The sequence below is a fragment of the Stenotrophomonas sp. YJH_SMC_110 genome, from assembly GCF_059369255.1.
The window spans coordinates 16159-41086 of record NZ_JCAFSM010000009.1 but is presented as its reverse complement, the minus strand read 5'-3'; the positions used below and the strand labels follow the sequence as shown (position 1 = coordinate 41086).

Sequence of the window (24928 nt, the reverse complement as noted above, 5' to 3'; positions counted from 1 at the left end):
GCGCGGCGCAACCTGTCGCCTCCTTCCCCACTGGACCGCTGCCATGCGCGCCATTGCCTATACCCACGCCGGCCTGCCGATCGATGATGCCCGGGCCCTGATCGACATCGAACTGGAGCTGCCGCAGCCCGGCCCCCGCGACCTGCGCGTGGCGGTACGCGCGGTGGCGGTGAACCCGGTCGACACCAAGGTCCGCCGCGGCGTGGCCACCGATGGCCCGCGCGTACTGGGCTGGGACGCGGTCGGCATCGTCGACGCGGTGGGCAGCGAGGTGACCCTGTTCCAGCCCGGCGACGCGGTCTACTACGCCGGCGTCATCGACCGCCCGGGCAGCAATGCCGAGTACCAGCTGGTGGACGAGCGCAGCGTCGGGCGCAAGCCGGCCAGCCTCGATGATGCCGCCGCCGCGGCGCTGCCATTGACTGCAATCACCGCCTGGGAGCTGCTGTTCGACCGCCTGCGCATCCCCGAGGGTGGTGGCGAGGGCCAGACCCTGCTGGTGATCGGTGCTGCCGGTGGTGTCGGTTCGATCCTGGTGCAGCTGGCGCGGAAGCTGACCAGGCTGACCGTGATCGGCACCGCCTCGCGTCCGGATACCCAGGACTGGGCATACGCAATGGGCGCGCACCACGTGATCGACCACCGCCTGCCGCTGGCCGAGGGACTGGCGCGGCTCGGCATCAGCGAAGTGCAGCATGTGGCCAGCCTGACCCACTCCGACCAGTACTACGCGCAGATCGTGGAACTGCTGGCGCCGCAGGGCCAGCTGGGGCTGATCGATGATCCTGGCCAAGTGGACGTGATGGCGCTCAAGCGCAAGGCGTTGTCACTGCACTGGGAGTCGATGTTCACCCGGCCGCTGTACCGCACCGCCGACATGCAGCGCCAGCACGACCTGCTGAACCGTGTGGCCGAGCTGATCGACACGGGCGTGCTGCAGACCACGCTGGGCGAGCACTTCGGGCGCATCGACGCGGCCAACCTGCGGCGCGCCCACGCGCTGCTGGAGAGCCACCGCGCCAAGGGCAAGATCGTGCTGGAAGGCTGGTAAGGCCGGATCGTTCCCGCACCCTTGGGGTCAGATCCCTTTGCCCCGGGAAAGGGATCCGACCCCTGCCTCAGGCCACGCCGTTGTCGACGTGGGTGGTGAAACCCGGCTGCTGTCGCAGGCGCTCGAACCACGCCGCGAGGTGTGGCAGCACGGGCTTGTTGCCGGGCGTGCTGCGCCAGCGTTGGGTCGACAGCCCGAGCACGATGTCGGCCAGAGTGAAGGTGTTGCCCGCCACGTAGCCGTCGGTAGTGGCCAGCTGTGCATCAAGGACAGCCATCAGCCGGTTCCACTGCGCCAGGCTGGCTGCGGCGCGGGCGTCATCCGGGTAGTCCGGGTGCTGGCGCACGCGCGCCATGAACACGTGCCGCCAGGCACTGTTGAGGTCGCTGGCCTGCCAGTCCATCCATTGTTCGACCCGCGCACGATCCTGTGCCGCGCGGGGCAGCAGGTCATCACGGCCAGCGCGTACGGCCAGGTAGCGGCAGATGCTGTTGGATTCCCACAGCACGAAGTCGCCATCGCGCAGCACCGGCACCTGCCGGTTCGGGTTCAGTGTGGCCAGCAGGTCCGCCGGCGGCGCTGGCTCGTGGTGAAGTGGCAGGTCGAGCCCGACGCACAGCCACAGCACCTTGCGCACGTTGATGGAGGTGGGCTTTCCGTACAGAGCGAGCATGGGGGCTTCCGGGGCAGACCGACCCAGCCTAGCGCAGCGGGGCTAAACTGATCGCATGAATATCGAAGTCCTCATGATCCTGGCAGTGGTCCTGCTGCTGGCGACCCTGGTCGCGCTGGTGCTGCTGTGGCGTCGCAGTGCTGGCGGTGCACCCTCCGACGAACTGCAGCGGCTGCTGGACAGCGAACGCGAACAGCATCGCCTCGCCCTGGTCGATGCCGGCCAGCTGCGCGGCCGCCTCGATGCGCTGAGCGCTGAACTGGAGAACGAACGGAGCCGCAGCCAGCAGCACGCACAGGCCGTCACTACGCTGACCGCCCGGGTGGAGCGCGAAGCAGCGCTGTCGGCCAGTCGCGAAGCACAGCTGGCCGAACGTGAAGCGGCCCTGGCGCAGGCGCGCGCTGCCGTTGCGGAGACCAGCAGCGAGCTGCAGCAGGCGCAGCAGCGCTATCAGCAGTTGCACGGTGAACATGCCCGCGCGGTGGCCAATCTGCAGCACTCCGAACGGGCCAGTGCCGAACTGCGCAGCTATCTTGATACCGCCAAGGAAAAGCTGTCGGGCGCCTTCGCCGAACTGGCGGGCAAGGTGTTCGACGAACGCGGACAGCAGTTCGAGAAGAACGTGCGGCAGGCGACAGTGCAGTCACGCGCGGACATCGAGGGGCTGCTCAAGCCGTTCGCCGACAAGCTGGGCGATTTCCGCACCCGCGTCGATACGCTGTATGGCGAGGAAGCGCGGCAACGCGCCAGCCTGCTGGGTGCGGTGGGCGAACTGAAGACGCTCAACCAGGACATGGCGGCGCAGGCATCGGCGCTGACGAATGCGCTGAAGGGCAATGCCAAGGTCCGCGGCGACTGGGGCGAGCTGATGCTCGACAACGTACTGCGCGGATCGGGGCTGGAAGAGGGCGTGCACTACCAGCGTCAGAAGCATGCCGTGGATGACGAAGGTGCGCGCCTGCGACCGGACGTGGTGGTGCAGTTCCCCGACGAACGCAGCGTGGTGATCGACAGCAAGGTGAACCTGATCGCCTGGCAGGAAGCCATGAATGCCACTACCCCGGAGCAGTCGGAAGACGCGTTGCGCAGGCACGCGGTTGCGCTGCGCCAGCACGTTAAGGACCTGGGCGAGAAGAATTATCCGAAGGCGTTGGGCAGCGAGACGCTGGACATCACCATCGCCTTCGTTCCCATCGAGGGTGCCTTGTCAGCCGCACTGGGCGCCGATGGCAGCCTGCAGGCGTTCGCCTTCGACAACCGCGTGGTGTTCGCCTCGCCCAACACCCTGATGGCGCTGCTGCGCGTGGCCGAGCGCCTGTGGACGCGCGACAAGGTGCAGAAGCAGGCGCTGAAGATCAGCGAGGCCGGCGGTCTGGTGCTGGACGCCCTGACCGGGTTCCTGCAGGACTTCACCGCCATGGGCAAGAAGCTGGACGATGCCGGCAAGGCCTACGCCGATGCGCGCAATCGCCTGATCGATTCGCCGCAGTCGGCCATCAGCCGCGCCCGTCGGCTTGCCGAACTGGGCAGCAAGGCCAAGCGCGCGCTGCCCCCGGAGCTGACCCCGGACCCGATGCAGCAGCTGGACGCGCCGGAGGACGACGAGGACGGCAATGCGGGTTGACACGTCCCGTGCACCTGCGCCTGGCTATGCTGGGCACCCTGAGTCCGTGGCGGGTATCGACATGCGCTTGCGCTCCTGTGCCGTTCTTGTCCTGGCTGCGTTGCTGACTGCGTGCAGCAGCACGCCCCCGGTCGCCGACACGACTACGGCCGCTCCTGCGCCGGAAGCCAGCGAGGCCTACCGCGAAGCACGTGACGTCGACTGCCAAGCCGCTGGCGGCACGCTGCAGCGGCTCGGCCGCCTGCAGCGCGAGCAGTGCGTGATTCCCTATGCGGACGCCGGCAAGGCCTGCAGCCGCAAGAGCGACTGCACGGGCCAGTGCCTGGCCGGAGCCGAGGTGGCCGCCGGCAGTGCCGCCACCGGTACCTGCCAGCGTGATGTGCGCCAGAACTTCGGGTGCCGCCAGCGCATCGATGATGGCAAGGCGCAGGGCACGATCTGCGTGGACTGAATCCTGCCTGTAGAGCCGAGCCCACGCTCGGCTGCCATACCATCAGCCGAGCATGGGCTCGGCTCTACAACAGCGCGCGCGGCGCTATGCTGGTGGGCCATTCCCCGCCGTAGCCGGAGCCTCCGCGTGAGCACCCCGATCCAGGACATTCCCCTCACCACCATCGACGGCCAGCCGTCCTCGCTTGCCGACTACCAGGGCAAGGTGCTGCTGCTGGTCAACGTCGCCTCCAAGTGCGGCCTGACCCCGCAGTACGAAGGCCTGCAGGCGCTGTATGCGGAAAAGCACGCGCAGGGCCTGGAAGTGCTGGGCTTCCCCGCCAACAACTTCCTTGGCCAGGAGCCGGGCAGCGAGGCCGAGATCCAGCAGTTCTGCCAGCTCACCTACGATGTCAGTTTCCCGATGTTCTCCAAGATCAGCGTGGCTGGCGAGGACACCCACCCGCTGTACCAGCAGCTGACCGCCGCGCAGCCGCAGTCGATCGGCGAAGGCCCGCTGCGTGAGCGCCTGGCCAGCAAGGAGATCCCGATCCATCCGGCACCGGCGGTGCTGTGGAACTTCGAGAAGTTCCTGGTCGGCCGTGATGGCAAGGTCGTCGCACGCTTTGCCCCGGACGTGGCCGCCGATGACGCGCGCCTGCGCGAGGCCATCGAGGCCGCGCTGGCGGCCTGAGCACGGCGTGCCAACCAGGGTTGGCACCCACCGGAAAAGAAAAACCCCGCCGAGGCGGGGTTTTTCATGCACCGTCGCGCGGCCTCAGTGGGTCCACTGCGGCATCGGCATCGCATCGACGGGGATCGGCGAATTGGCATCGTCATGGCCGCGGTCGCGCTTGCTGCGCAGATCGTTCTCGATCTGGTAGTTGCGGCGCTGCATCCAGGCATCACGGACCAGGGCGTATTCGTCCACTGCGGTGTCGCGCAGATCGTCGATCGCCAGCAGCTGTGCGCGGGTGTCGACCAGCTGCAGGCCCTGCAGGCCGATGCGGATCTTGTCTTCCTCGACGCGCCGGATCGGCGACAACGGGATGTCACCGGCCAGGCCGAACACGTCGCGTACGGTACGCGGGCCGAAGAACGGCAGTTCCACGTAGCGCGAACGACGCCAGCCCCAGGCACCCAGGGTCTGGCCGAAGTCTTCATTGCGACGCGGCACCATCGCCTTGCTGGCTGGATCGAACAGGCCACCGATGCCCAGCGTGCTGTTCATCAGGAAGCGGCCGAGGCTGTCCCACGCATCGGCACCACGGCCCTGCAGCAACTGGTTGGTGATGGTCACCGGCGCACGCAGGTTGCTGAAGAAGTTGCTGACGCCGGTGCGCGCGAAGCGCGGCACCACATGGGTATAGGCGGTGGCCAGCGGGCGCGCCACGCCGCGGTCGACCGCATTGTTGAAGGTGTGCACCTTGCGGTTGAACGGTTCCCACGGATCGTAGGCCGCCGCGTTGCCGGTGTTGCCGGTACCACCATAGAGGGCGTCGAAATCATCGTCGCCGGCGGCGGCGGTGGACGCTGCGGCCTTCGGTGGCCTGGCCTCTGCGCCCTGCGGCGCAGCCGTCGGCGCTGAAGCGGTCGGCGCGGCAGAGTTGGCCACGGAGGCGACCGGAGCAGCGTCGACCCCGCCGGTATCGGCCGTTGCGGCCGGAGCAGCAGGGCCGGGCGCAACCACGGTGCTGGCGACCGGTGCATCGCTGCGCGCGGGCTTGCCGGCACAGGCGGTCAGGGCGGTGGCCAGGAGGATCAGGGGGAAAGTGCGTACGACGTTCATGTCAGCTCGCAGCAGAAGTAGCGTTGAAATCCAGGTTGGGCGACAGCCGGTAGGCTGCGCTCAGCTCGTTGAAGCCGGCGGGCGCGCCGGAAATGGCCAGCGCATGGCCCGCCTTGCGTGCACGGGCCGCCAGCTCGGCCAGCAGCGCCAGGCCGGCGCTGTCCACGCGCTCGACCTCACCCAGCTCCAGCCGCGCCAGCTTGGCCGGCAGGGCCTGCAGCTGCGGCCACAGTGCGATCACCGCGGCACGGTCAAGCACCCCGCGCAGGCGCAGGGTGTCGCCTTCCAGCAGCGCAAGTGCGTTACTTGCCATTGCCCGCGGGCCCGGCCTGCATGCTGCCGCTGTGCAGCTCGCTGGCCACCTGCTTGATGCCCTTCTGGCGCAGCGGGGTATCGAACTGGTTGCGGAAGGTCTGCACGTAGGAGATGCCTTCGATGTTGACGTCGAAGATCTTCCACTGACCGTTCACGTTGCGCATCCAGTATTCGACCGGGGTCGGTTCGTTGCCGGCGCGCACCAGTTCGGTGCTCACGCGCACGCCACGGTTGCCCGGCAGCGGGCTTTCACCCTTCAGGCGGAAGCTCGGCTTGCCCTGGATGTTGAGCAGGGTCGAACCGTAGCGCTGCATCAGGCTGTCGGCCATGGCATCGGCGAACAGCTTGATGTCGGCATCCGAGGCGCCGCGGGCGTGCGGGCCCAGCACCAGGCGCGCGGCATAGTCGCGATCGAAGGTGCGGTTCAGTTCGCTGTCGATGTAGCTGCGCAGGCTGGCCGGGTTGCTGCTGAACTCGCTGCGGCGCTGCTGCAGGGTGGTGAGGATGCGCGTGCTGGCATCGATCACCACCTTGCCGGCCTGGCCCTGCGCCGCGGCAGCGGCGGGGGCGGGAGCGGTGGCCTGGGCCTGGGCGAGGAATGGAGTAGCCGCCAGCAGCGCCGAGGCGAGCAGGGCCGGGATCAGTTTCATCTTCATGGTTGCGGTTCCGTTGCAGGCGCCTGCGCGCCATCGTTGGGCTTCTGGCCTGCGCCACCACCGGCGCCGCCACTGAACATGTACTTGCCGACCAGCTGGATCAGGTCCACCGCCGGCTGGGTGAAGACGATCTCGTCACCGGCCTTGAGCACGTCCGGGTCACCGCCCGGCTGCAGACCGATATAGCTCTCGCCGAGCAAACCACTGGTGAAGATGCCGGCCGAGGTGTCCGCCGGCAGGTCCTTGACCTTGCTGTCCATGCGCAGGGTCACGATGGATTCGAACTTCACCGGATCCAGGTCGATCGAGGCGACCTGGCCGACGGTGACGCCGCCGATCTTCACCGGCGCCTGCTTGCGCAGCTGGCCGACCTGGGAGAAACGCGCCTTCAGCTCGTAGCCCTGGCTGCCCCAGCTCCAGCGCTGGTTGGTCGAGGCCACGGCCAGCACCATCAGCGAGGCCAGGGCCAGCAGCAGGAAGGCGCCGACGGAGAATTCGAGTCTGGGACCGCGGATGGCCATGTGGATTACCTGATCGAGTCGTGGTGGCCGAGCGCGCCTGCGCACCGCCGGTGGAGGGGTTAGGTGAACAACATTGCCGACAGCACGAAGTTGAACATCAGTACCAGCAGCGAGGCGTTGACCACCGCACGGGTGGTCGCCACCGAGGTGCCCTCGATGGTCGGCTCGGCGTGGAAACCAACGTAGGCGGCGACCAGCGCGGCGGTGCCGCCGAAGATCGCCGACTTCAGCATCGCCACGCCGAAGTCATCCCAGAAATCGACGCTGTTGCGCAGCGCCGACCAGAACACGCCATTGTCCAGGCCCAGCACGTGTACCGCTTCGAAGTAGCTGGCACTGATCGCCAGCGAACAGAAGATGCCGGTCAGCAGGGGCACGGTCAGCACCGCCGCCCAGAAGCGCGGCGCCACGGCCTTGGCCACCGGGTCGATCGCCATCAGCTCCAGTGCCTTGATCTGGTCGGTGGCGCGCATCAGGCCCAGTTCGGCGGCGATCGAGCTGCCGGCGCGGCCGATGAACAGCAGCGCGGTCAGCACCGGTGCCAGTTCGCGGTACAGCGACAGGCCGAGCAGGGTCGACAGCGCGTCGGCCGCACCGAAGGTGGTCAGCGTGCGGTAGCCCTGCAGCGTCAGCACCAGGCCGACGAAGGCGCCACCGACGGCGATGATCGGCAGCGAGCGCGCGCCGATCTTGTAGATCTCGCGGGTCAGCTCGGCCAGGAAATCACGGGTCGGCAGCGAACCACGCAGCACGGTCAGCGAGAACAGGCCGGCGCGGCCGAGTGAGCGGGTGGCTTGGACGAACGGCATCAGGCGACCCTCGCGCGCGGTGCGGCATCGAACGGGATGGGGCCGTCAGGCTGGCCGTGCAGGAACTGCCGCAGCAACGGGTCCTGGCTGGACTGCAGCGCCTCGGGCGTGCCCTGGAACACGATGCCGCCATTGGCGATGGCGATCACCTGGTCGCAGATCGGCAGGGTATCGTGCACGTGGTGGCTGACGATGATGCTGGTCAGGCCCAGGCTGTGGTTGAGGCGCTGGATCAGGCTCATGATCACGCCAGAGGCGATCGGGTCCAGCCCGGTCAGTGGCTCGTCGTAGATCATCAGCGGCGGGTCCAGCGCCAGCGCGCGGGCCAGCGCGACGCGGCGCGCCATGCCACCGGACAGCTCGCGCGGCCAGGCATCGGCAGCGGCCAGGAGGCCCACCGCATGCAGCTTCATTTCCACAAGGCGGCGCAGCACGGCGGTCGGCAGGCCGGTATGCGTGCGCAGCGGCAGCGCGACGTTTTCGGCCACAGTGAGGTCGGTCAGCAGGCCGTTGCCCTGCAGCAGTACCCCCACACTCTTGCGCATTTCCAGCAGCGCGCCGCTGTCCTGCGGAATCGGCTTGCCGAACAGGGTGACCTCGCCAGCCACCGGGCGCAGTTCGCCGGTCAGTGCCGCCAGCAGGGTCGACTTGCCGCTGCCGGACGGACCCAGCACGGCCGTGATGCTGCCCTTGGGCACCTGCAGCGACACGTCGCGCAGGATCGTGCGCCCGCTCCGGTCGATGCGGACGTTGGATAACTGCACCAGACTGGAGGTGGAAGCCGACATGGGCACCATTAACGTTTTTTAGACATCGAAGGATCGGGCCCGTCGGCTGAACATAAGCAGACTGGACGGTCCAGTATTGTGGCACGGCAAGATCCCTGCCAGGCCGGGATAATCGGCCGGCAGCCCGGAACAATCCGTACCGGCGATGGGCCGGCCATTGAATACTGCCTGCCGTGCTGCACACTGTGCATGATGAGTGACCCGGGCAGCGATTTCCGCCTCTACCATTCCAACTCCCTGGACGTGCTGGCCGCGCTGCTGGCGCGCAACGTGCGTGCGCCGGTTGCGGGTCAGCCGCTGCTGGCGCCGGAGGTGGTGCTGATTCCGCAGGTGGCGATGCGGCGTTGGCTGCAAGCAACACTCGCTGCCGAATATGGCGTGGCCGCCAATCTTGAGTTCCTGACCCCGGGCGAGTTCGTTGCCCGTGCACTCAACGCCAATGTGCCCGGCGAACGCGACGACCTGGACGCGGCCGGCCTGCACTGGAAGGTGTACCAGGCACTGCGCGACCCGGCGTTGCTGGCGCAGCCACCGATGCGCGCGCTGCAGTCCTATCTTGCCGGTAGCGATGCATTGAAGCCGTGGGCGTTGGCCGGTGAACTGGCGTCGGTGTTCGAGAAGTACCAGGCCTGGCGCCGCGACTGGCTGCTGCGCTGGGAGGCCGGCGCCGACCCGGCCGACCCGCAGGCCATCCTCTGGCGCAGCATCGCCGCTGGCCACGACTACCGCGCGCGCCGCATCCAGGCTTACCTGGACCGCTTCGAGGGCGCCGGCCAGCCGTTGCCGCAGGGCCTGCCACCACGCATGTCCGCGTTCGCGACGCTCAACATCTCGCCCGATGTGCTGCGGGTGATGGCCACCCAGGCGCGGGTGGGCGAGCTGCACTTCTATATGCCCACGCCGGTGCAGTCGTACTGGGGTGACCTGCAGACGCTGGCCGAGCGCCTGCGCAGCGGCGCGCCCGATCCCTTCGGTGAAGCGGCCGGTGAGAACCGCCTGCTGGAAGCCTGGGGCGCGGCCGGGCGCGATTTCATGGCGGTGCTGGGCAGCTACGAGGTGGTGCACCCGGCCGGCGAGATTGCCGCGTATTCGGATCCGGAGGACGACACCCGGCCGACGCTGGCCGAAGGTGGACTGTCCGACAGCCTGCTGCATCGCCTGCAGCGCGATCTGTTCCACCGCCGTGCGCTGCCCTCGGGCGAGCTGCGCGACGGGCTGCGCAGCGACGATCCCAGCCTGCAGGTGCATGCCTGCCATACCCGCCTGCGCGAACTGCAGGTGCTGCACGACCAACTGCGCAGCCTGCTGCAGGACCCGCGCTTCGACCCGCCGCTGCAGGCGCGGGAGATCGCCGTGCTTGCACCGGACATCGACCCCTATGTGCCGTATCTGGAAGCCGTGTTCGGCGGCCGTGGGGGCGAGGACGAGCACATTCCCTATGCACTGGCCGACAGCAGCCCGCTCGCCGGCGAGCCGCTGGCCGACGTGTTCGTGCACCTGCTGGGCCTGCCGGTCTCGCGTTTCGGCCTGAACGAAGTGCTGGACCTGCTGGCCAGCGCGCCGCTGGCCGAAGCGGCCGGCCTGGAGGCGGTGGACTTTGATCGCCTGCATGGCTGGCTGCAGCAGGCTGGCGCACGCTGGGGCCTGGATGCGAAGCACCGCAACCAGCACCAGGCCCCGGCCGACGACGCCTACACCTGGCAGTTCGCGCTGGATCGCCTGGTGCTCGGTCATGCCACCGGCAGCGAGGCCGACCTGGCCGGTGTTGCCCCGTGGATCGAGCTGGAGGGCGGCGCATTGGACGCCCTGGACCGGCTGCTGCGCCTGTTGCGCGTGTTGGCGGTCTACCAGCGCCGCCTCGGCGAACTGCTGACGCCGGCGCAGTGGCGGCAACGCCTGCTGTCGCTGCTGGATGCGCTGCTGCCGACTGCGCCCAGTTCGCCCAACAGCCAGCGTGCCCTGGAGCGCCTGCGCAAGCTGCTCAACCAGTTCGCCGATGATGCCGCCAAGGCCGGCTTCACGGACGGGGTGCCGCCGGAGGTCGTGCGCGCGCACTTCGCCGGAGCACTGGGCGAGGCCGATACGCGCGCGCCGCTGCTGACCGGTGGCATCAGCTTTGGCCGCATGGTGCCGATGCGCCTGCTGCCGTTCCGGGTGATCTGCGTGCTCGGTCTCAATGATGGCGATTTCCCGCGCCGTGACCCGGCTGCCGGTCTCAACCAGCTCACTGCCGAGCTGGACACGCCGCGCCGCCGGCCCGGCGACCGCTCCACCCGCGAAGACGACCGCTTCCTGTTCCTGCAGCTGTTCGCCGCCGCGCAGGAGGTGTTCTACCTGAGCTACCTCGGTGCCGATCCGCGCGATGGCAGCGCGCGTGAGCCGTCGGTGCTGGTCAGTGAACTGATCGATGCCGCCGCTGCGTATCACCTCGATCCGCCTGCGGCGGTCCGCGACTTCACCGTGCGCCACGCACTGCAGCCGTTCTCTCCGGCGGCGTTCGGTGACGGTGATCCACGCCGCTTCAGCTATCGCCGCCAATGGCATCCGGCCGCCGGTCGCCTCACCGGCGCGCGCGGAGGCCTGCAGCCGTGGTTCGATGCCGCGTTGCCGCCGCTCGACGATGCGGTGGAAGACGACGTTGCACTCGATACCCTGCGCCGCTTCCTGTGCGATCCGGCCGGGCAGTTCCTGGCGCAGTCGCTGGGCCTGCGCCTGGCCGACGATGTCGAGGAGGTCGATGACCTGGAACCGCTGGTGCTGTCCTCGCGCGGGCCGGAAAAGCGCAGCGTGCAGGCGGCGGTGGTACGCGCCACGCTCAGTGGCGATACCGAGCCGTTGTATCCGCGGCTGCGCGCGCGTGGCCTGCTGCCGTCGGGCCCCCTGGGCGAGCGCCAGTTCGAGGTGGAGCAGTTGAAGACCCGCCCGTATGCCAGTGCATTGCTGGGCTGGATGCGGGGCGAGCCGCTGGAAAGCCGCCGCTATGAAGTGGAGATCGATGGCGTGCGCCTGCATGGCCGTGTGGCCGATCGACACCCCGACGGGCTGGTGCGCCTGCGCGCTGGCACCCTCAATGGCACTGCGGTGATCCGCCAGGGCCTGGATTGGCTGCTGGCCAACGCTGCCGGCGATGCCCTGCCGCTGGTGCAGTTCCATGATGGCGGCGACGCCGGTCCCGGTCCGCATGTACTGCCGGCACTGAGCGCTCCTGCTGCACGCGCGGCATTGCGCGCATTGCTGCAGTTGCGCCAACGCGGACTGCGTGAACCGCTGCGCTTTGCCCCCTACACCGGCTGGGTGCTGTACAACGCGCCGGCCGAAAAGCAGCGCAGCGAAGGCTGGAAGCAGTGGCACGGCAGCGACCGCAGTTGGGGTGAATCCAGCAGCGACGCCTGGCAGCTGCTGCTGCGCGGTGCCGATCCATTTGCCACCGACGCCGGCTATGCCGATCTGCTGCGCAACAGCCAGGTGGTCTTCAGCGCGGTGCGCGAAGGCCGCACCCTTGGCGCCGATGCACGCCAGGAGGGCAGCACATGAGCACCGCCATCGTCGATGAGGACTCCCAGCGCATGGCGGGCGATCCCTATCTGGCCCTGCCGCTGGATGGTATCCGCCTGATCGAGGCCAGCGCCGGTACCGGCAAGACCTTCACCCTGGCCACGCTGTTCACCCGCCTGGTGGTGGAGCAGGGCCTGCGCATCGGCCAGATCCTGGCGGTGACCTTCACCGATGCCGCCACCCAGGAACTGCGCAAGCGCATCCGCGAGCGCCTGTCGCTGGCCGCGCGCCTGGTCGATCTGGAACCGGCCGAGGGCGAAGCACCGGACACGAGGCTGACCCGCCAGGTGCTGCAGCGCCATCTGCAGGGGGGCACCGAGAGCGCCGCCGCACTGAAGCGCCGCCTGCAGGTGGCCGCCGATGAGATCGACCTGGCGTCGATCTTCACCATCCACGGCTTCTGCACCCGCGTGCTGCGCGAGCATGCGCTGGAGAGCGGCCATACCTTCGATCCGCCGGAACTACTGGCCAGCGACCGTGAGCTGTTGGAGGAACTGGCGGCCGATCTGTGGCGGGTGCACGCCAACGACGCGGCCACGCTGGAGCCGCTGACCTGGCTGTGGTCCAACCCGGACGCGCTGGCCACCGATCTGCGCGCGTTGCTGGCTGCGCCGCCTCTGCGCCCGTTGCCACGGCCGGTGGCGCTGGCCGATCCACAGCCGGCATTGCGGGCCGCCGCCACCGAACTGCAGCAGGCGCTGCGCGGGCATGGCGAGCAGTTCTTCATCGACCTCTGCGATGCCGTCGACAACAAGTGGATCAACGGGGTGTCCTACAAGCTGGGTTGGCTGCACACGCTGGGCCGGCAGCTGCTGGCCTGGGCCGAGCGGGGCGACCCGCGCGAGCTGCTGGCCAGCGAGCGCCTGCCGGCACTGCTGCCGGAGGTGCTGGCCGACAAGACCAACAAGAAGTTCCCCGACCGCACGCCGTCGTCGCCAGTGCAGGTGCCGTTGGCGCGCTATGTCGCGCTGCTGGCCGAACGCGATGCCTGGCTGCGTGGTACCGCGCTGAATTTCCTGCACGCGCTTCGCGCCGAAGCCATGCAGCGCCTGCAGGCGCTGAAGCGCACGCGCCGGGTGCAGACCTATGACGATCTGATCGATGGCGTGGCACTGGCCCTGGAAGGCCCGCAGCGGCTGCCGCTGGTAAGGCAGCTGCGCGCGCAGTACCGCATTGCGCTGGTCGATGAGTTCCAGGACACCGATGATCGCCAGTGGAACATCTTCCACACCGTGTTCGGCAATTCGCCGGAGGTGCGCGAACTCGGCCTGGCACCGGCGCTGTTCCTGATCGGCGATCCCAAGCAGGCGATCTACGGGTTCCGCGGCGGCGACATCCACACCTACCTGAAGGCCAAGCAGGTGGCGCAGCAGGCGCCGGTGCTGGACCAGAACTTCCGCTCGCGACCGTCAGTGCTGCGCGCGTTGCAGGCGCTGTACGACAACGGGGGTGAGGACGCCTTCCTCGAGCGTGACATCCAGTTCGAGCCGGTGCGTCCCGGTGGCGTGCGCACCGATGAGGACTATCTGCACGACGGCCACGCCGCCAAGGCACTCACCCTGCGCGTGCTGCGCAGCGGGGGTGACAAGGCGATGAGTGCCGATGCCTCGCGTGAGGCAGCGACCCAGGCCTGCGTGGCTGCGATCCACCAGGCCCTGGTCGAGGCGCGTGCGGGCAAAGCGGTGTTGCGTGGGCGCCCGGTGCAGCCTGGTGATATCGCGGTGCTGGTGCGCTCGCATCGCGAGGCGACGCTGGTGCAGCGCGCGCTGGCTGCGGTTGGCATACCCGCAGTGGCGGCGGGCAAGCAGAGCCTGTTCGCCACCAGTGAGGCACGTGATCTGCGCGCGCTGCTGCTGGCGCTGCTGCAACCGGCAGACGAAGGCCGCCTGCGTGCAGCGCTGGCCACGGTGTTGCTGGGCCAGCGGGCCAGTGCGATCGCGGCGATGGAGCGCGAGGGCGACCTGCAGCGCGGGTTCCAGGCGCAGCTGCTGCACTGGCGCGAGCGCTGGCAGCGCGGTGGTCCGTTCGCGGTGATCGCCGATGTCTGTGCCGCGCACGGCGAACGCCTGCTGGCGCTGATCGACGGCGAGCGCCGCCTGACCAACTACCTGCAGCTGGGCGAACTGCTGCAGGAAGCCTCGGCGCAGGCGCTGGGCATGCATGGCCTGCTGGACTGGCTGCAGGGGCAGATGGCCAGCGCCGACCAGGATGACGAGCAGCAGTTGCTGCGCCTGGAATCGGATGCACGCCGCGTGCAGATCATCACCCTGCACAAGAGCAAGGGCCTGGAGTATCCGCTGGTGTTCCTGCCCTTCGTCGGCATCGACGGCGGCGCACCGAACACCGCCTCGCACTGCACCGTGCACGTCGATGGCCAGCGCCAGCTGCACTGGAAGCTGGACAGGGACGAGGCCTGGGAAGCGGCCAGCACACAGCGCGAGCGTGAGCAGCGGGCCGAGGATGCGCGCCTGCTGTATGTGGGACTGACCCGCGCCGAGCATGCGCTGTGGATCGCCGTGGGTGATCTGGCCGGGCTTGGCAAGACGCGCCTGGCGCCGCTGCTGGGCGACCTGCAGGCGCTGCGCGCGCACGCCGACGTGCACATCGATGACAGTGAGACAGTGGCCGCGCTGCCGCAGCTGGCGGCCGAAGTGGAAGGGGATCTTCCGGCAGTGCGTGCACTGACCCGGCGCGTGCCGCACGACTGGTGGGTATACAGCTTCACCCAGCTGGCGCATGCCGACGCGGGCGCTGGCAGTGATATTGAAGCCGCCGCCACCGAGCTGCCGGCGCCCGCCGCCGACGAACCCGCGGGCCCGGAACTGCCGCTGGAGCCCGCGCTGCCGGAACCCGCCGCCGTCGAAGACAGCCCGCCGGTCGACCCGCGCTTCATGGGCAGCCGCTTCGGCAACGTGCTGCACGAGGCGATGGAGAACGTCGACTTCGCTGCGTGGGGGGGCTGGCAGCCGGGCCTGGAAGCGCCCAAGGGCCAGGCCGAGGTGCTGCGCAAGGCGCTGCACGATGAAGGCTATGCCGACGTCGACCTGGACGATGGCGTGGCGGTGCTGGTGCCGTTGGTCGGCCACACGCTCACCGTGCCACTGCCCGAGGGCGGTGCGCTGCACAGCCTGGGCGAAGGCGAGCGGCGCGCGGAAATCGACTTCCATTTCGCCATCGAACCGACCACGGTACCGGCGCTGTTGCAGCTGCTGCATGCACATGGGGTTTCCAGTGCGCGTCGCGGCTTCGGCCAGCGCCGCCGCCTGGAAGGGCTGATGACCGGCATGATCGACCTGACCTACGTGCGCGACGGGCGCTGGTACGTGCTCGACTACAAATCCAACCGGCTGCCCGGCTACAGTCCGGACCTGCTGGCCATTGCCATGCGCCACAGCGAGTACGACCTGCAGGCGCTGATCTATACCGTGGCCCTGCATCGCTGGCTGCGCTTCCGTCTGGGCGCGGCCTACGATTACGAGCGCGACATGGGGGGCATCCGCTACCTGTTCTGCCGCGGCCTGGATGCTGCCGGCAACGGCGTGCATGTGGACCGCTTCCCGTTCGCGCTGGTGGATGCACTCGACGCACTGTTCGCAGGTGGCGAACAGGCCCAGGCCGAACTGGCCGCACGTGCCCGTGGGGCCAGCGCATGAGCCTGCTGAAGGAACTGCACCAGAAGGGCCTGCTGCGCACCCTCGATCACGCGTTGGCGACCAGCCTGCAGCGGTTGCGCGGCGACACGCCGGACAGTGTGGCGTTGGCGGCCGCGCTCGCCTCGCTGGCGGTGTCGCAGGGCCACGCCGGGTTTGATCCGGCACAGCCGCAGCGGTTGCTGGACGGCGTGCCCGAGTGGCCTGCCGCGCAGGACTGGCTGGCGCAGCTGCGCGCATCGCCCTGGGTAGCGACGCCGGAGCAGGCCGATGCCATCGCCGAGGATGCGCCGCTGGTGCTGGAGAACGGCCTGCTCTACCTGCGCCGCTATCGCGAGTACGAGCGGCAGTTGGCGGCCGGGCTGCAGCGCATCGGCCGGCATCCGCTGCCGGCACCGGACATGGCCGCGCTGGCACCGTTGTTCGCGCAGCTGTTCCCGCAGGCACTGGGCAGCGAGGATCACCAGGCACGCGCCGCCGGCGTGACCCTGCGCCATCCGCTGGCGCTGGTCACCGGCGGTCCCGGCACCGGCAAGACCACCACCATCGCGCGGCTGTTGCTGCTGCTGGCCGCACAGGCCCGGCACGCTGGCCAGCCGCTGCCCGAGGTGGCGCTGGCCGCGCCCACCGGGCGCGCCGCCGAACGCATGGCCGAGAGCCTGCGGCTGGCCGTGCAGCGCCTGCAGGAGCACGGCGTGGACCCGGCGCTGTGCGCGGCACTGCCCAGTTCCGGCACCACCCTGCATCGCCTGCTCGGCGTGATCCCGGATTCGCCGCGCTTCCGCCACCACGCCGACAATCCGCTGCCGGTGGACGTGGTGGTGGTCGACGAAGCCTCGATGATCGATCTGCCGATGATGGCCAAGCTGGTCGATGCGATCGCCAGCGGCACGCGGCTGATCCTGCTCGGCGATCCCGACCAGCTGCCGTCGGTGGAGGCCGGCGACGTACTCAGTGCGATCCTGCGTGCCAGCGGTGATGGCATCGGCACCCGCGCCGATGACGCGCAGGCGCTGCGTGGATTGCTGGCGCCGTCCACGCTGCAGCCCCAGGCCGAACCGAACACCTTCGCCGGCCGCCGCGTGCAGCTGCAACGAGGGTACCGGCAGAGCGATGCACTGGTGCTGGCCCCGTTGGCAGATGCCGTGCGCGAGGGTGACGCCGTCGCCGCTTTGCAGCTGCTGCGCGGCGGTGAACTGGCAGGCGTGCATTTCAATGAAGGTGAGGCAGACCCGCTGCGCGGCCAGCGCGAGCACCTGCTGGGCCATTGGCGTGCGTTGGCCGACGCCGCCGATCCGGTGCTTGCCCTGCAGCAGGCCGGGCGACTGCGCGTGCTGACCGCGCTGCGCGAAGGCCCGCAGGGCGCGCGTGGCCTCAACAGCCGTATCGAGCAACTCCTGGCCGGCAACACCCCGGGCTACTTCCAGGGCCGCCTGCTGCTGGTGACCGAGAACAGCTACCGGCACCGCCTGTTCAACGGCGATATCGGCATCTGCCTGCGCGACCGCAGCGGCGCGATGGTGGCCTGGTTCCCCGGCGACACCGTCGAGCAGCCGCGCGCCTTCCACCCCGCAGCACTGCCCGCGCACGAAAGCGCCTTTGCGATGACCGTGCACAAGGCACAGGGCTCGGAGTTCGATGAAGTGTGGTTGCAGCTGCCACGCCAGGACAGCCGCGTGCTGTCGCGCGAACTGGTCTACACCGGCCTCACCCGCGCCCGCCAGGTGCTGCATGTGGCGGGCAGCGCAGAGGTGCTGCAGGCCGCATTGAAACGCCACGCCAGCCGGTTGGGTGGCCTGGCCTGGCGGCTGGGTGCGGAAGCGGTGGCCGAAGCACCGGCGCGCCTCGAACAGCCCACGGTGCAGGGCCAGTTGTTCTGAATCGGGGTCGGATCCCGTTCCCACCGGGAACGGGCTCTGACCCCTTCACCTGATCGCCAGGCAAAAGCAGTCGAGCATGGCTCGACTCTACAAATGCGTACTTCGATCATTCCGACGTTCATCCACGCATGGCGTGGACCCGCCCCGCCAACCCACGGATAGCGCGCATTTGACGTTGCCGTTGATTCGGCAGGTGCAGGGCGCAGCCCTGCCGCCGCACCTATTCCGCGATCAACACCAGCCCATCCGGGAACACGATCGCCGCTTCATCGGCACTCACGTCGAAGAAGCCCACGCCGTGCTTTTCGGCCAAGTCCTGCACGCGGCCATGCGCACGCTCGGCCACCGAATAGGCAAACGCACCGTAGATCACCTGCTGGCCGATGCTGTACTCGGTCACCTCGGCGCGGTCGTCATCGTCGTTGCTCAATGGGCCGTTCAACGGCGGGAAGTCCTGCGCCATCTCCGCGAACCACGCCTGCAGCGCCGCGCTGCTGACTGCCGGGTCGTCGTACTCGTGGCGCTCGTTCCACTGCGTCTGCTTTTCGAACCAGGCGATGAACGCTGCCGCCTCGCGTGGCGCGGCGCTGGCCTCGAACACCATCATGTCGTAACTCATTGGAGCTTCCTGGGCAGAGCAGGGGTCAGAGCCTTCGCTCGCGGCGAAGGATCCGATCCCGGCAACGGGGTCTGTGGACGCACAGGGTATCGCGCTACGGCTGTTCGGCTGCACTCATGGCCAGGCCCGGCGCCAGCGCCTTCGCCTCCGGAAACAGCGCGAAGCGCAGGCCGATCAGGCCCATCAGCGCCTCGTCACGTGCCTTGCAGGCGGCTACGCTGCCGACCCGTCCCAGCGAGGTATCCAGCCGCTCGCGCAATGCGTCGGCCGCCACCATCGGCTTGCGTGCGGCAATCTGCCGCCGGTAGTGCGCGGCGATCTCCTCAAGAATGTGCTCGACCGCTTCGCGGCTGCGCTCGGGCAGTTCCAGCCGCGCGCGGCGCAGCTGCAGGATGTTCAGGCCAATGCGCGCTTCGTTGAGCATATCCACCGAGGCGATGTCGCTGCCCTCCGGGGTTGCCGCCAGGCGCGGCGCGAGCAGGCCCAGCAGGTCGAGCATGCGTGCGGCGAAGCGCTGGCGGTCCTGCTGGCCGCGCCCTTCGGCGGCCTCGGCCAGCGTAGTCCAGCCCTGCCGCACCAGCCGGCGCGCGGTCCACTCGGCACCCACCGAACGGAACAGGCGGGTCATCACCACCGCAAAGCCAATGCCGATGAACATCGCGATCGACGAGTTGAGGAAGGTCTGGATGTTGGCGCTGTAGGTGTTCTGCAGGCTCAACAGCGCGGCCAGGTTCACCGTCAGCGGCAGTGCGAACAGCGCGCTCTTGGGGTGGTGCAGCATCAGCCCCAGCGGCAGGAACGCCACCGCCAGCACCAGCGCCAGCAGGCCGAAGTCGTGCACGGCCGGGAACACGCCGAACAGGTACACGCCTGCCACCACCGAGGCGACCATGGCCCACACCAGGAACGACACCATGCTCGGTGCCGGGTCGTCCTGCGCGGCGAAGAACGCCGCGGTCACCGCGGCCATCATCGCGCCGTTGCCACCGCCCTCCCAACCCAGCGCGATCCACAGCACGCAGTAGCTCATCAGTGCCACGCCGGCACTGAGCGCGGAGAACAGCGCCATGCCGTAGTCGACGTGCTTGTCGGCGGCCACGCGTTCGGTACGGATGCGGTAATGCGCGCGGTCCAGCGGCGCGGTGCCGTGGTCGATGGCGTGCTGCAGGGTGCGGCAGTCCTGCCACAGGTCCACCAGTTCCTCCAGGCGCAGCAGCAGGCTGGCCAGCTGCAGATGCTGCAGGTCGCGGTCCACCTGCGGCTTCAGCGCGCTGATGCGCGCGCGCAGGCGGGCGTATTCACTGGCGTTGGTCGGGCCATCCAGCCAATCGTGGATGTCATCGACCAGCGCCGGCAGCCCTTCGGGCAGGGCTTGGCCGTCGCTGCGCAGCGCACTCAGGCGATCGGCAATCGAGGACAGCACTGGCAACAGCAGCAGCATGCGCTCACGCAGGCGCTCCATCGACACCGCAGACCCGGCATGGCGCGGATCATCGCGGCGCAGGAATTCGATCAGTGCCTCGAACTGCACCAGGTCGGCGGCCAGCCGGTTGCGCGGCGCGTGCGCGCGTCCACGTTCAAGGATCTGCCGGCACCACTGCGCGGCGTCCTCCATCCAGTTGCCGATGCGCGCGCGCAGCATCGGGCGTACCGAGGCCGGGAACAGCAGCGAAGCGGCCAGCACCGCCACGACCGTGCCGAGGATGATCTCCTCGCTGCGTGCCACCACCGTGTCGAAGATGGTCTCCGGCGAAGTCACCGCAGGGAAACCGATGAAGGCGGTGGTGTAGCCGGCCAGCAGGAACGCGTAGCCGCGCGGGCCGCGGTTGAGCAGGGCCATGAACAGGCAGCCGGCCAGCCAGATCGACATGGCCGCGCTCAGCACCAGCGGCGTCTCCACCAGCGCCGGCAGCACCAGCAGGGTGGCCAGGCCGGCCACCAAGGTGCCGACGATGCGGTACACGCCCTTGGCCCGGGTCGGGCCCAGCAGCGGCTGGCTGACGATGTACACCGTGCCCATCGCCCAGTACGGGCGCGACAGGTTGCCGGCCATGGCGATGTACAGCGCGGCCACTGCGGCCAGGTAGGTCTTGATCGAGAACAGCCAGGCCTGGCGGTCGGTCAGCGCGTTCATGGTTTACTTCGCTGCGGTCGAGGCGTTGGGCGCGGTGGCGCTTGCCTGCCAGCCACCGCCCAGCACCAGGAACAGGTGGATCTGGTCGCGCGAGACCTGCGCTTCGGCGGCCGCCAGGGTGGCATCGCTGGTGGCCAGGCTGCGGTCGGCATCCAGGCTGGACAGGTACGGCGTGCGGCCGCCCTGGTACAGCCGGCGGTTCTGCTCGGCGGCCAATGCGGCCTGTTCCTGCGCAGTGCGCAGCGACTGCAGCCGGCGCAGGTCCTGCGCATAGCGGTCCAGCGCGGTCTGGGTCTCGCGCAGCGCCTGCAGCACGGTGTGGTCGAACTCGGCCAGCGCGGCATCGGCGCCCGCCTCGGCGGCGTGGATGCGTGCGTGCGTGCCGGAGGACGGCAGCGTCCACGAGATCAGCGGGCCGATCGACCACTGCTGGGTCATCGGCGTGCCGAAGTCTTCCAGCAGGCCGGCGGCACCCACCGAGGCACCCAGGCGGATGTCCGGGTACAGCTCGGCGGTGGCCACGCCGATCCGCGCGGTGGCCGAGGCCAGCTTGCGTTCGGCCTGGCGCACGTCCGGACGGCGCTGCAGCAGCGCACGCCCATCACCGACCGGCAGCGGCTGCGCCAGGCTGGGCGCGTGCGCGCAGTCGATCACGCCGGCCGGCAGCTGGCCCGGGGTCTGCCCGAGCAGGGCGGCCAGCGAATAGGCGGCCGCCGAACGCTGCGCGCGCAGCGGCGGCAGCGCGGCTTCCAGCAGCGCGACCTGGGCATTGGCGCGGGCCAGTTCCGGCGGCGTGCCACGGCCAGCCGCGATCAGGCGCTCGGTGACCGTACGGCTGCGTTGCTGCAGCTGCAGCGAATGTTCGGCCACGTGCAGCTCGTGGTTGGCGTGGCAGATTTCCAGATAGCTGTCGGCCACCTGCGCGACCACGCTGACCTGGGCCAGGTCGCGCGCGGCAGCAACGGACTGCTCGTCGGCACGCGCTGCCTCGGCGCCGCGCTTGAGCTTGCCGAACAGGTCGAACTGGTAGCTGACCGCGAACTTGCCATCGGCCAGGTTGATCACCGGCAGCTCGTGCTCCTGCAGGAACGATTCGGCCGACAGCTGCGCGCGGCTGACCCCGGCCTCGGCCTCGTACTCGAAGCCACCGGCGTCCAGCGCCTGCTCGTACACCGCCGCGGCACGGCGCAGATGTGCATCGGCGGCCTTCAGCTCGACGTTGTCACGCAGCGCCTGCGTGATCAGGCCGTCCAGCACCGGGTCGTTGTACAGCGACCACCAGCGGTCGGGCAGCGCCTGGTTGGCGGCCACCTGCGGGTTCTGCGTATCGATGAAGGCCGCATTGGCCTGCGGGCCCTTGAAGGCCGAGCCTTCCGGCAGGGCGTAATCCGGGCCGACGGTCTTGCAGGCCGCCAGGCTGGCCAGCGCAACGATCAGGCCGAGACGGGGCAGGGCGGCGTTCACAGGCCCGCCTGTGTCGGCGCAGTGCCGGCCTTGTCGTTGTGCGGATGGCGGCCGGTGTCCACGGTCACCGTGGCGGTACGGCCGGCGATCAGTTCCACGCCCTTGGGTACTTCGTCGATGGCGATGCGCACCGGAATGCGTTGTGCCAGCCGCACCCAGTCGAAGGCCGGGGTCACGTTCGGCAGCAGGGTGCTGCCGTTGCTGCGGTAGCGGTCTTCGATGCCGGCGGCGATGCTCTCCACATGGCCACGCAGCGGGGCCGACTCGCCCATCAGGCGGATGTCCACGCGCTGCCCCGGGGCCACGCCGCGCAGGCGGGTTTCCTCGAAGTAGCCATCGATGCGGAACGAGCCGGTATCCAGCAGCGCCAGCACCGGCTTGCCGGCTACCACGTAGTCGCCCACGCGCAGGGTGCGGTCGTTGACCCGGCCATCGGCCGGTGCGCGCACTTCGGTGCGGCCCAGGTTGAGCTCGGCCAGGTCGACCGCCGCCTGTGCGGTGGCCAGCGCAGCCTGTGCGGCCTGCAGCTTGGCGCGGCGCACTTCGGCGTCCTCGGCGGCGACCAGGTCCTGCAGGCTGCGGTCACGGCCGATCTCGCGGCGCAGCTGCGCCACCGATGCCTGGCGCTCGGCCAGGTTGGCGCGGGCCTGCTCCAGCGCGATGCGGTAGCGGGCGCGGTCGACCACGAACAGCAGGTCACCCTTCTTCACCGCCTGGTTGTCGGCCACCTGCACCGTTTCCACCAGCCCGGACACGTCCGGCGCCACCTGCACCACGTCGGCGCCGACATGGGCATCGCGGGTCCACGGCTCATCCATGTAATAGACCCACAGCTGGCGCAGCACCAGCAGGGCGATGATCACGGCTGCGCTGGTGAGCAGCACCGGCAGGGTCTTCTTCACGATCTTGTTCACGATTGCATCCAACGCAGGAGGTGGAACAGCAGGCCAAGCACGATCCCGTACAGGGCCAGGTTGAACAGCGCCGGGTGCCATACGTGGCGATAGGCGCCGGCACGCTGCAGCAGCGCGTGCAGGCCGCTGTTGACCAGGTAGGCCAACAACATCAGCCCGAGCAGGGTCGGGACGAACACTCCGTGGAGACTGAATTCACCGGGCATCGGTAGGGGCGGGGGCGAGGTGGGGGAGGGGAGGGGAGGAACAACGAAACAACGGCAACGGGTAAAAGCCGCTGGCGTGTGCACGGCAGCGGCGGTATTCGGGGGCAGCGGTCTTACGTGATGCGGTCGGCGGCCTCGGCCAGCAGGCGCCATGCCTTCAGCACGGCGTGCAGTTCATCCATGGAAAGCTCGCCGAACACGTCCTGGCGCAGGCCGATCAACTGGTCTTCCAGCTCGCTGACCAGCGCATGGCCCGCGTCGGTCAGCCACAGCAGGTTGGCGCGGCGGTCGCTGGCGTCGCTCTCGCGGCGGACCAGGTCGCTGGCGCACAGCTTGTCCAACAGGCGCACCAGGGAAGGACCCTCCATGCCCAGCTGCTGGGCCAGCGCCACCTGGCGGATGCCACCGCCGGAGCGGCCGATCATCAGCAGGGGCATGGTGCAGGCGGTGGAGATGCCGTAGCTGCCGAGCCGGCTGTCGGCCAGGCGCTGCCACTGCCGCCCTGCGTACAGCAGGCCGGAGCTGAGCTGCATCTGCAGCACGGTGCGCTCGTCGAGGGGTCGGTCCATAAGAGATAGATAGGATACTACTAATTTCATTCCTATCAATAGGTATTGCTGAATGGGTGGGTAGGAATACTGAGGAAAGCGTTGCGCCCGCTTGGTGTCGGGTGGGGCAGCGGGGGCCGGACGGTGCAGGACACGCCGCAAGTACGTCCCTGTAGGCTCGGCCGCGGCATCCATGCCGCGGACGGTCCCGCCCCGCCCGGCCCCCGCTGCCCTCCCATCACCCCGCGAGCGCGGTGGGTTGGCTCTTTAAAGGCAGGAGCAGTGCGGACCAACGGCCCGCACCCACCGCAGCAGCGGCCCGCGGTGCTTCCGAAGCCATGAACCCCCGCTTTTGCCCCCGCTTTCGGGCGGTCCGGCCGCGCCCGCAGGAAACCGTCGGAGAGGGGGAGGGGCAGGCCGGGCAGGACCGTCCACGGCATGGATGCCGTGGCCGAGCCTACAGGGACGTACTTGCGGCGTGTCCTGCCCGGCCTGCCCCTTCCCCCTCTCGCTCAGCAGCAACGAGGCGCCGGAAGAACCCCCCGATGAACCGTCCCAACAGGACGACCCACCCCCCGGTCGGGTACGATGCTCGCCCCCCGTTCGGGACGCTGTACGCAATGAGCAAGAACAACGAAAAGGCCGCCCCGCAGGGCGACGTGACCCAGGACCAGGCCGAGGATGCCGTGCGCACCCTGCTGCGCTGGGCCGGTGAGGACCCGTCCCGCGAAGGCCTGCTGGATACCCCCCGCCGTGTCGCCGAAGCCTATGGCGACTGGTTCAGCGGTTACCGCGACGACCCGCGCGCCTACATGGAGCGGACCTTCGAGGAAGTGGCCGGCTACGACGAACTGATCGTCCTGCGTGACATCGAGTACGAAAGCCACTGCGAGCACCACATGGCGCCGATCATCGGCCGCGTCCACGTCGGCTACCTGCCGGCCGGCAAGGTGGTGGGCATCAGCAAGCTGGCCCGCGTTGTCGAAGCCTACGCCCGCCGTTTCCAGGTGCAGGAGAAGATGACCGCGCAGATCGCCCAGTGCATCCAGGATGTGCTGCAGCCGATCGGCGTCGGTGTGGTCGTCGAAGGTGCCCACGAATGCATGACCACCCGCGGCATCCACAAGCGCGGCGTCAGCATGGTCACCTCGAAGATGCTGGGCAGCTTCCGCGACGACGCGCGTACCCGCGCCGAGTTCCTGCGCTTCATCGAAGTGGGCGGCAAGCGCTGAGCCGCTTGACCGCACTGCGCCGGCCTCTGCGGGCCGGCATGCCCACGGCTGCCCGCGCGGCCGCCGCGGGC

General features: G+C 69.1%; 21 protein-coding genes. 8 read left to right on the top strand and 13 right to left on the bottom strand.

Annotated elements, in window-relative coordinates; translation table 11 throughout:
* Positions 1-43 precede the first annotated feature (43 nt).
* Positions 44-1051, top strand: a complete 1008-nt coding sequence (locus tag AC5P6H_RS16075; protein ID WP_014648942.1) for a zinc-binding alcohol dehydrogenase family protein — start codon at positions 44-46, stop codon at positions 1049-1051.
* Positions 1052-1118: 67 nt separating this feature from the next.
* Here AC5P6H_RS16075 and AC5P6H_RS16070 read toward each other — a convergent pair whose 3' ends face one another.
* A complete protein-coding gene (locus AC5P6H_RS16070) occupies positions 1119-1724 on the bottom strand; it encodes a glutathione S-transferase family protein (protein WP_126411548.1) in 606 nt (201 codons plus the stop codon).
* 55 nt (positions 1725-1779) lie between these two features.
* Here AC5P6H_RS16070 and AC5P6H_RS16065 point away from each other — a divergent pair, with 55 nt between their 5' ends.
* The 3 genes from AC5P6H_RS16065 to AC5P6H_RS16055 all read left to right on the top strand — a co-directional run bounded on the left by AC5P6H_RS16065 (position 1780) and on the right by AC5P6H_RS16055 (position 4471).
* Positions 1780-3348 carry a DNA recombination protein RmuC gene (locus tag AC5P6H_RS16065; RefSeq protein ID WP_241887647.1) on the top strand — a complete coding sequence of 523 codons (1569 nt, stop codon included), beginning with the start codon at positions 1780-1782 and terminating at the stop codon, positions 3346-3348.
* Between the two features lie 61 nt (positions 3349-3409).
* Positions 3410-3799, top strand: coding sequence for a hypothetical protein (locus AC5P6H_RS16060; protein ID WP_049442548.1), 390 nt, complete (start codon positions 3410-3412; stop codon positions 3797-3799).
* A 126-nt stretch (positions 3800-3925) separates the two neighbouring features.
* On the top strand, positions 3926-4471 hold the full coding sequence (locus AC5P6H_RS16055; RefSeq protein WP_014648938.1) for a glutathione peroxidase: 546 nt from the start codon (positions 3926-3928) through the stop codon (positions 4469-4471).
* Between the two features lie 84 nt (positions 4472-4555).
* Here AC5P6H_RS16055 and AC5P6H_RS16050 read toward each other — a convergent pair whose 3' ends face one another.
* The 6 genes from AC5P6H_RS16050 to AC5P6H_RS16025 are packed head-to-tail and all read right to left on the bottom strand — an operon-like array spanning position 4556 to position 8655.
* A complete protein-coding gene (locus AC5P6H_RS16050) occupies positions 4556-5566 on the bottom strand; it encodes an MlaA family lipoprotein (RefSeq protein WP_049442549.1) in 1011 nt (336 codons plus the stop codon).
* A 1-nt stretch (position 5567) separates the two neighbouring features.
* On the bottom strand, positions 5568-5879 hold the full coding sequence (locus AC5P6H_RS16045; protein ID WP_049442550.1) for an STAS domain-containing protein: 312 nt from the start codon (positions 5877-5879) through the stop codon (positions 5568-5570).
* A complete protein-coding gene (locus AC5P6H_RS16040; RefSeq protein ID WP_014648935.1) occupies positions 5869-6537 on the bottom strand; it encodes an MlaC/ttg2D family ABC transporter substrate-binding protein in 669 nt (222 codons plus the stop codon). Before AC5P6H_RS16040 ends, AC5P6H_RS16045 begins: the two co-directional genes overlap by 11 nt.
* Complete coding sequence (gene mlaD, locus AC5P6H_RS16035) at positions 6534-7058, bottom strand: outer membrane lipid asymmetry maintenance protein MlaD (protein WP_014039020.1); 525 nt, start codon at positions 7056-7058, stop codon at positions 6534-6536. Before mlaD ends, AC5P6H_RS16040 begins: the two co-directional genes overlap by 4 nt.
* Before the next feature lie 59 nt (positions 7059-7117).
* The gene (locus tag AC5P6H_RS16030; RefSeq protein WP_005414955.1) at positions 7118-7867 is read right to left on the bottom strand and encodes an MlaE family lipid ABC transporter permease subunit; all 750 of its coding nucleotides are present in this window, start codon (positions 7865-7867) and stop codon (positions 7118-7120) included.
* Positions 7867-8655, bottom strand: coding sequence for an ATP-binding cassette domain-containing protein (locus tag AC5P6H_RS16025; protein ID WP_241887648.1), 789 nt, complete (start codon positions 8653-8655; stop codon positions 7867-7869). Before AC5P6H_RS16025 ends, AC5P6H_RS16030 begins: the two co-directional genes overlap by 1 nt.
* A gap of 189 nt (positions 8656-8844) precedes the next feature.
* On the opposite strand from AC5P6H_RS16025, the gene recC reads away from it, so the two are divergent.
* From recC to recD, 3 genes are read left to right on the top strand one after another with little or no spacing between them, the layout of a single operon-like run.
* Positions 8845-12189 carry an exodeoxyribonuclease V subunit gamma gene (recC, locus tag AC5P6H_RS16020; protein ID WP_041863987.1) on the top strand — a complete coding sequence of 1115 codons (3345 nt, stop codon included), beginning with the start codon at positions 8845-8847 and terminating at the stop codon, positions 12187-12189.
* Positions 12186-15863: an exodeoxyribonuclease V subunit beta gene (gene recB, locus AC5P6H_RS16015; protein WP_241887649.1), complete on the top strand. Its 3678-nt coding sequence runs from the start codon at positions 12186-12188 to the stop codon at positions 15861-15863. Before recC ends, recB begins: the two co-directional genes overlap by 4 nt.
* On the top strand, positions 15860-17740 hold the full coding sequence (gene recD, locus AC5P6H_RS16010; RefSeq protein ID WP_197574247.1) for an exodeoxyribonuclease V subunit alpha: 1881 nt from the start codon (positions 15860-15862) through the stop codon (positions 17738-17740). Before recB ends, recD begins: the two co-directional genes overlap by 4 nt.
* 220 nt (positions 17741-17960) lie before the next feature.
* Here recD and AC5P6H_RS16005 read toward each other — a convergent pair whose 3' ends face one another.
* From AC5P6H_RS16005 to AC5P6H_RS15980, 6 genes are all read right to left on the bottom strand, one after another.
* Positions 17961-18359: a hypothetical protein gene (locus AC5P6H_RS16005; RefSeq protein WP_049405551.1), complete on the bottom strand. Its 399-nt coding sequence runs from the start codon at positions 18357-18359 to the stop codon at positions 17961-17963.
* A gap of 94 nt (positions 18360-18453) precedes the next feature.
* A complete protein-coding gene (locus tag AC5P6H_RS16000) occupies positions 18454-20493 on the bottom strand; it encodes an FUSC family protein (RefSeq protein WP_014648929.1) in 2040 nt (679 codons plus the stop codon).
* 3 nt (positions 20494-20496) lie between these two features.
* On the bottom strand, positions 20497-21957 hold the full coding sequence (locus tag AC5P6H_RS15995; protein WP_495202875.1) for an efflux transporter outer membrane subunit: 1461 nt from the start codon (positions 21955-21957) through the stop codon (positions 20497-20499).
* Positions 21954-22871: an efflux RND transporter periplasmic adaptor subunit gene (locus AC5P6H_RS15990; RefSeq protein WP_049442557.1), complete on the bottom strand. Its 918-nt coding sequence runs from the start codon at positions 22869-22871 to the stop codon at positions 21954-21956. The genes AC5P6H_RS15995 and AC5P6H_RS15990 overlap by 4 nt, the downstream gene beginning before the upstream one ends.
* The gene (locus AC5P6H_RS15985) at positions 22868-23077 is read right to left on the bottom strand and encodes a DUF1656 domain-containing protein (RefSeq protein ID WP_010487502.1); all 210 of its coding nucleotides are present in this window, start codon (positions 23075-23077) and stop codon (positions 22868-22870) included. The genes AC5P6H_RS15990 and AC5P6H_RS15985 overlap by 4 nt, the downstream gene beginning before the upstream one ends.
* A 113-nt stretch (positions 23078-23190) precedes the next feature.
* Entirely contained in the window at positions 23191-23646 is a 456-nt protein-coding gene (locus AC5P6H_RS15980; RefSeq protein WP_012481667.1) for a MarR family winged helix-turn-helix transcriptional regulator, read from the bottom strand.
* Between the two features lie 599 nt (positions 23647-24245).
* Between AC5P6H_RS15980 and folE the strand changes: the two genes are divergently transcribed.
* Positions 24246-24857: a GTP cyclohydrolase I FolE gene (gene folE, locus AC5P6H_RS15975; protein ID WP_004141296.1), complete on the top strand. Its 612-nt coding sequence runs from the start codon at positions 24246-24248 to the stop codon at positions 24855-24857.
* Positions 24858-24928: the final 71 nt, after the last annotated feature.